Origin of the sequence: Methanobrevibacter sp., assembly GCF_017431965.1 — an archaeon.
In the GTDB taxonomy this organism is placed as follows: Archaea; Methanobacteriota; Methanobacteria; order Methanobacteriales; family Methanobacteriaceae; genus Methanocatella.
Genome location: NZ_JAFRKB010000054.1, coordinates 20,771 through 28,051 on the forward strand (window position 1 = coordinate 20,771; position 7,281 = coordinate 28,051).

9 protein-coding genes are annotated in these 7,281 nt (G+C 33.5%); 7 read left to right on the top strand and 2 right to left on the bottom strand.

Annotated elements, in window-relative coordinates:
- Positions 1–40: 40 nt before the first annotated feature.
- Together IJI93_RS08130 and IJI93_RS08135 are read left to right on the top strand one after the other, a co-directional pair.
- Positions 41–409 carry a DUF5518 domain-containing protein gene (locus IJI93_RS08130; protein WP_292822015.1) on the top strand — a complete coding sequence of 123 codons (369 nt, stop codon included), beginning with the start codon at positions 41–43 and terminating at the stop codon, positions 407–409.
- Between the two features lie 18 nt (positions 410–427).
- The gene (locus tag IJI93_RS08135) at positions 428–877 is read left to right on the top strand and encodes a hypothetical protein (protein ID WP_292822017.1); all 450 of its coding nucleotides are present in this window, start codon (positions 428–430) and stop codon (positions 875–877) included.
- A gap of 19 nt (positions 878–896) precedes the next feature.
- Here IJI93_RS08135 and IJI93_RS08140 read toward each other — a convergent pair whose 3' ends face one another.
- A complete protein-coding gene (locus IJI93_RS08140) occupies positions 897–1,988 on the bottom strand; it encodes a formate--phosphoribosylaminoimidazolecarboxamide ligase (RefSeq protein ID WP_292822019.1) in 1,092 nt (363 codons plus the stop codon).
- Between the two features lie 143 nt (positions 1,989–2,131).
- On the opposite strand from IJI93_RS08140, the gene IJI93_RS08145 reads away from it, so the two are divergent.
- Together IJI93_RS08145 and IJI93_RS08150 are read left to right on the top strand one after the other, a co-directional pair.
- Positions 2,132–2,671: a metallophosphoesterase gene (locus tag IJI93_RS08145; protein ID WP_292822021.1), complete on the top strand. Its 540-nt coding sequence runs from the start codon at positions 2,132–2,134 to the stop codon at positions 2,669–2,671.
- Between the two features lies 1 nt (position 2,672).
- Positions 2,673–3,302 carry an RlmE family RNA methyltransferase gene (locus IJI93_RS08150; protein WP_292822023.1) on the top strand — a complete coding sequence of 210 codons (630 nt, stop codon included), beginning with the start codon at positions 2,673–2,675 and terminating at the stop codon, positions 3,300–3,302.
- Here the strand turns inward: IJI93_RS08150 and IJI93_RS08155 are convergent.
- Positions 3,299–3,718 carry a hypothetical protein gene (locus tag IJI93_RS08155; protein ID WP_292822025.1) on the bottom strand — a complete coding sequence of 140 codons (420 nt, stop codon included), beginning with the start codon at positions 3,716–3,718 and terminating at the stop codon, positions 3,299–3,301. The genes IJI93_RS08150 and IJI93_RS08155 overlap by 4 nt on opposite strands.
- Positions 3,719–3,846: 128 nt before the next feature.
- Between IJI93_RS08155 and mcm the strand changes: the two genes are divergently transcribed.
- The 3 genes from mcm to IJI93_RS08170 form a co-directional block, all read left to right on the top strand.
- Complete coding sequence (gene mcm, locus IJI93_RS08160) at positions 3,847–5,847, top strand: minichromosome maintenance protein MCM (protein WP_292822027.1); 2,001 nt, start codon at positions 3,847–3,849, stop codon at positions 5,845–5,847.
- Between the two features lie 124 nt (positions 5,848–5,971).
- Positions 5,972–6,379 carry a translation initiation factor IF-2 subunit beta gene (locus IJI93_RS08165; protein WP_292822029.1) on the top strand — a complete coding sequence of 136 codons (408 nt, stop codon included), beginning with the start codon at positions 5,972–5,974 and terminating at the stop codon, positions 6,377–6,379.
- 31 nt (positions 6,380–6,410) lie between these two features.
- Positions 6,411–7,281: 60S ribosomal export protein NMD3 (locus tag IJI93_RS08170; RefSeq protein ID WP_292822031.1), on the top strand; the 871-nt coding region annotated here is incomplete at its 3' end.

The window sequence follows — 7,281 nt, forward strand, 5'->3', positions numbered from 1 at the left end:
TTAAATACTTTTATAAACAAATAGTAAATAGGTGGTAATTATGACTAAATGGAAAGCAGTAATAATCGGTTTTATTTTAGCCGTAATTGTTAAATCATTTTTCGCACACTATGAATTTATAGGATTGCTATTTGTTGGGTTCATCACAGGTTACATTGCACATGATGGCGCAATTGGTGGTTTGTGGAATGCCGCCGTTGCAGGAGCATTAGGAACAATAGCAGCTGCGATATTATTTGTATTCATTGCCATATTCGGAGGAAGTTTATTTGGAATATTCGGAGGGTTGACAGGATTTACACTATCTGGAATTTCAAGTTTATTCATAATTATTGGAGATTTAATATACTATGCAATTGTTATGGGAATAACAGGAGCATTTGGAGGAATAATTGCCTCCAAAAAATAAGTTTTTGGGGAAAATAAAATGGAATTATTTAGTGACGTTGACATAAAATCTGTAGTTTTTGGAGCAGCAATAGCCGCTACATGTTTTATTATTGGAATGAATGGAATGGATTTAGCATACCCTTTTGCTTCAATTGGGTTGCTATATACAGGATATAACGCGAAAAACCTTAAATGGGGCGCTGCACTTGGTGCATTTGCTTCAACACCCCTGATGGTTTTATCCCTTGATCAAAGATTTGTTGGAGTCTTGGACGGGAAAACAGAAATCATTATAATCATATCCATATTATTAGTAGGATTATTAGTCGGTTTTGTTGGTGCATGGGCTAAAAGGGATCGTGTAAAAGCAAAAGAAGAATACGAAAAAAAACAAAAAATCGGCAAAAATAAAAATAAAAATAAAAAAGTACAAGAAACTCCTAAAGAAAATAAAGGTTTCTTAAACAAAATTTTAAAAAAAGAATAAAAGAAAAATAATAACTTGATTATGTTATTATTTTTTCTAATTCGTCTCTTTCTATACCGTTTTTGATTTCTAAAGCAATTCTTCTTCCCATACTCATTGGTTTACCATAGGTTAAGTATGAGTAAGGAGAACCATCCATAAATGTATTTGTTCCACCGTCAGTTCTTGCACTGATTTCAAAACAAATTACCTCTAAGTTATCGTTTACTAAAGTTTGCATACAGAATGGTCCGTTTAATCCAGGAGCAACTAATTTTTTAGCACTTTCAGTCAATTTATCTGCCATATCAAATACTTGTGGGAGTAATGATTCACGGATTACTGCAGGGTGGTTACCAGTAACAACATATGATGGGCTTAAATCAATATCTAATTGGTCTTTTGCAGGCATTCTCACAAACCCATCAATACTTGATTCATATCTTGTATCCATACCCATTAATTCAACTTTATCATCAAGGGCTGAATAGAAATAGTGTATGCAGTAGTTACATCCTGAAACGTATTCCTCAATGTGTGCTGCTTCTACATCACTGTCCTCTAACCATCCACGAGCTTTCATAGCTTCAATTTTTGCATCAAATTCTTCAGTAGATGAAGCTACAAAGTAACCTCTTCCACCTCTTGCACCCGGGAATTTGACCATTACTGGCCTGTCAATTTCGGAAGGATCATTATATTTAAATGGAATTCTAACATTGCCTTCTACAAGCAAAGCTCTTTCTTTGTCTCTTTCAGCTTCCCATCTAAGTACATCCCTGTTTCCAAACATTGGCACATTAAATTTATCTTCAACATTATCTAATCCAGCATAAGCGACAAAGGATCCATGAGGAACTACAATCGCGTTCATTGCCCTGAGTTGTTCTTGAACTTCTTCATTGACTATGTCTTTGAATTCATCAACAATAATGTATTCATCAGCAACTCCAAAACGTTGATATGGAACTTCACGACCTTTTTCACATACAATAGCTGTTCTGAATCCCTCTTCCTTAGCACCCTGCAAGATGTGTAAAGAAGTGTGGCTTCCAAGAGTGGCTATTGTAATCTCACTTTTGTCATAATTAGCCAAAATGTCTAAAATATCTTCCTTTTTAACTTCGCCCATTATATCTTCTCCTAAAAGAATGATAATTTTATATATATATTTCTGAATTTATAATATTTTTTATTTGATTGCAAACCAATTCTAAAAATATTAAAAAGGATAAAAAACAGATTAATAAATCGTACTTTAATTAATTTTAAAGGTTGGAGAAAATGTTAATTGGATTGATTTCAGACACACATATTCCGGATAGGGCTAAAGAAATACCTGAAAAAGTATTTGACGCATTTAATGGAGTTGATTTAATACTGCATGCTGGCGATTTGACTTCTCCAAAAGTAATTGAAAATTTAGAAAAAATAGCCCCAGTAATGGCAGTTCAAGGGAATATGGACAGAGTTCGCGGAATTGACTTGCCTCCCGCAAGAGTTATAGAAGCTGAAGGCATAAGAATTGGAATTGCACATGGAGAAGTCTATCCAAGAGCAGATTCACAACAATTGGTTTATCTGGCAAAGGAGCTGGATGCAAATATTTTAGTTACAGGACATTCACATCAACCAAAAATAGAGCAAACTGATGGCGTATTGCTCATAAATCCAGGAAGCCCAATCGTGCCAAGACTCGCAGACAGAACCGTGATGATACTTGAAATAAATAATAACGAAGTTGATGTGGAAATTATAAAAATTGGTGCCCCAGTATGCAGTGCACTTGATTTTGACAAATATAAGAGGGATTAAAATGGGAAGCAGATGGCAGATGGAAAAACATAACGATCCATATCATAAAAAGGCAAAACAAGAAGATTACCGCTCAAGAGCATCTTACAAACTTAAACAATTGGATAAAAAATTCAATATCATCAAACAAGGAAATACTGTTGTTGATTTGGGAGCAGCACCGGGAGGATGGTCTCAAGTTGCATTAGAAAAAGTAGGAGAAGAAGGGATAGTCATTGGTGTTGATTTAAACAGATTTAAAAAATTTCACGAAGAAAATTACTACGGAATAAGGGGAGATTTTACAGACCTTGAAGTTCAAGAAAAGATTATGGAGATAATCGGAGGAAAAGCAAAAGTTGTAATGTCCGATGCATCACCGTCACTTTGCGGAATTAAAAACATAGACCAATTAAGATCAATCGATTTGATTAATGTAGTTATAGAAATTGCTGACAATATTCTTGAAGAAAAAGGAAATCTTGTGATGAAGGTATTTCAAGGCCCCGAATACAAACCGATGTTAGATTCACTTAAAGGAAAATTCAGACAAGTCAAAACAACAAAACCTCCATCATCTCGTAAAAAAAGTTCTGAAATGTATGTTGTAGGCTTAGGATATAAACCAAAAAATAGAAAAAAAAGAAATTAAAGATTATTGTAAGCATTATTAGCGATTTCAAGCTTTTCTTTTGCAAATTCAATTCTACTATCTACTTCATTTGATGGTTTTCCAGCATCAAGTGCACTTTGAACATTTTCAATAGCAGAATTGGCCCGACTCAGCTCAAGTTTTGCATCATTATAAACCTTAATTTGATCAGGACCCTCTGCATAATAAGTAGATTTAATACTATCAAACTTGAGAGCCAAATCTGAATAAGATGACTTTAACTCAGCAAGATCATCATATTGAGTGCCTGAAGAAATTTGGTCAGTAATTCCTTCTGAAACCATGCTATATGCCACATACGCCACAACAATAATTGTTGAAATAATCATGATAATTCCAACGACGGAAATTAACATGGAAGTGGATTTAAATAAGCTTAATCTTGATTTCCTCATAATAACCTCAAAATAAATTAAAATTTTGTTAATAATTTTATTTATTAATTTTACTATTTAATGTTTACTTAGCACTACTTGAAAAAATCCAATAATTTTTAAAGTATGAAAAAATAATAATATAGATAATGAATTCTACTACTAAATCACAAACATCAATTGCAAAATTTGAAGAATTTTTTTCAACTTCTTATAAGGATGATGTATTTGAGATACTTGAAAAATATCCTGATGAAAGATCACTTAATGTAGATTACGCTGCATTGGAAATATTCGACCCTGACTTGGCAGATTTGTTAATAGAAAAGCCTGAAGAGGTTATCAATGCTGCTCAAATAGCTATTAAGAATATTGACCCTCTTGTAAAAGATGCGGATATACACATCCGTTTTGAAAATCTTTCAAACATAATTCCTTTAAAAACATTATTAAGTAAATATATTGGAACATTCGTTGCAGCAGATGGAATCGTGAGAAAAACTGATGAAATCAGACCCCGTATTGAAACCGGAGTGTTTGAATGCAGGGGTTGTATGAGGCTTCATGAAGTTGAACAGACTTCCAGCAACACCATCTTAGAACCTTCATTATGTAGCGAATGTGGTGGAAGATCATTTAGATTACTTCAAGAAGAATCCAAATACATTGATACTCAGACAGCAAGAATGCAAGAACCATTGGAAAACTTATCTGGAGGAACCGAGCCTAAGCAAATGTTAATGATTTTAGAGGATGATTTAGTAGATGAATTAAATCCAGGAGACAAAGTAAGAATAACTGGAACATTAAGGACCTTCAGAGAAGAAAGAAGCGGTAAATTTAAAAATTATATTTATGTCAACCATATTGAGCCTTTAGAACAAGAATTTGAAGAATTGCAACTTTCTGAAGAAGATGAAGAAAAAATTATTGAATTATCTAAAGACCCTCATATTTATGAAAAGATTATTAAATCCACCGCACCTTCAATCAAAGGGTATAGGGAAGTTAAAGAAGCCATTGCATTGCAGCTCTTCGGAGGGTCTGCAAAACAACTTGAGGATGAAACAAAATTAAGAGGAGATATCCACATCCTTATTGTTGGGGACCCCGGTATTGGTAAATCCCAAATTCTTAAATATGTTTCAAGATTAGCTCCAAGAAGTATTTATACAAGCGGTAAAGGTACTACCGGTGCAGGATTGACTGCAGCTGCCGTAAGAGATGAACTTGGAGGATGGTCTCTTGAAGCAGGTGCTCTAGTGCTTGGGGACCAAGGTAATGTTTGTGTTGACGAATTGGACAAAATGAGATCTGAAGACAGATCAGCACTTCACGAAGCATTAGAACAGCAAACCGTAAGTATTGCAAAGGCAGGTATTATGGCAACATTGAATTCCAGATGTTCCGTTCTTGCAGCAGCTAACCCTAAATTCGGAAGATTTGACAGCTATAAAGTGCTTGCAGAACAGATTGATTTGCCAGCGCCAATTATTTCTCGTTTCGATTTAATATTTGTAATTGAAGATAAACCAAGTAGGGAAGGGGATGCTGAACTAGCAGACCATATTCTAAAAATACACAAAGAAAATACTATTGATTATGAAATTGAACCTGAACTGCTTAGAAAATACATCGCATATGCTCGTAAAACTACAAATCCCGTCTTAACTGATGAAGCCAATGAAGTTTTAAGAGCATTCTACGTAAATACAAGAAACAGCAACCCTGAAGAGCAAGGTGCTGTTCCGATTACAGCAAGACAACTAGAAGCTATAATTCGTTTGGCAGAAGCAAGTGCTAAAATCAAACTTAAAGATAAAGTTGAAAAAGAAGATGCTGAAAAAGCAGTTAAATTGCAAATGGCTTGTCTTAAAAAGATAGGTGTTGACCCTGAAACCGGGGAAATTGACATTGAAAGAGTAGAAGGAAGAACACCTAAATCTGAAAGAGATAAAATGCAAAGAGTAACCGAAGAAATAGCTCTCCTTGAAGAAGAATATGCTGGAAATGCTCCTTTAAATATACTAATATCCAATATGAATGAGAAATACGGAGTTAGTGAAGAAAAAGTTGTAAATATCGTTCGCAACTTGCAGCAAAAAGGAATAATCTATGAACCTGATACCGGATATTTCAGAAGGGCATAGTCTCTTCAACTTTTCTTATTTTTTTAAAAATTAATCAAATTTTTTTAAAATAACAATACATTAATAAATGATTAAAATAAAATTTAATATATTATACTTATACTAATTTTTACGGAGAGATAATATGGATAAATATGAAGATTTACTAGAAAGAGCAATAGACCAATTACCTCCAGAAGTATTTGAACACAAAAGATTTAAAATTCCTAAAGCTTATTCAGATATCCAAGGTAATAGGACATTCATTAAAAACTTCAAAGATGTTGCAGAAGGATTAAACAGAGACCCACAACACTTATTAAAATTCTTAATGAGAGAATTGGGTACTGCGGGAAATATTGAAGGTCAAAGAGCAATTTTACAAGGTAAATTTACCCATTACTTAATTAATGAAAGAATTAAGGATTATGTAGACAAATACGTTATTTGTCACGAATGTAACAGACCAGATACAAGAATTATCAGAGAAGGTAGAATATTCTTACTTAAATGTGCTGCATGCGGTGCAACAGCACCTTTAAAATCATTATAAATCTACCTTTTTTCTTATTTTTACAGATATCATGTTTTGTCCAGAGTGTGGAAGTACTGATAAAAAGATGGTTGGCGACATCTGCATTGACTGCTTTTTAAAAGAATTTCAAATGATTGAAATACCTAAACGCATCGAAGTTCAAATTTGCAGCCATTGCAATAGCAAACTTGAAGAGGGAAAATGGAGTGAAGAATTCATTCCCGAAAAAGAAATAATCTACAGAGCACTCGAAAGAAACATTAAAATTGCTGATGAAGTTTCAAATGAAATAATAAATCTTGAAATTGATCAAATCAAAGGAACAATAGCTAATTGTTATGTTGAAGTTATTGGAGAAGTTCAAGGCACACAAATTGAAGAAACTCATGACACAGAAGTCAAAATTCAAAAAACTGTTTGTCCAACTTGCAGCAAAATACAGTCAGGTTATTATGAATCAGTAGTTCAATTCAGAGCAGACAAAAGAGAAATTAAAGCTGAAGAATATGCCAAGGCGGATGAAATAGTTGAAAGAACATTAACTAAACAGTCAAAATCAGATAAACTGGCCTATTGTCCGCAAATTGCAAAACTTAAAGAAGGATATGATTACTACATCGGCTCTTTTAAAACTGGGAAAAAAGTGGCTGAAAATTTAAAAGAAGAATTTGGAGGAACAATCAAGGAATCTCCAAGACTTATCAGTGAAGACAAATCTACTGGAAAAGGATTGTACAGAGTCTGGATTTCTATAAGAATACCTGAGTTTGAAGTTAATGATTTTGTGAAATTTGAAGACAAGATTATACAAATAACTAGCATTGGCAAGAATAGCATTGTTGGAGATGACATATCCACAAATAAAAAGTATAACATCCCTATGAAAAGTTTAGATGAACTTAAGCTTGTTAAAAAATATG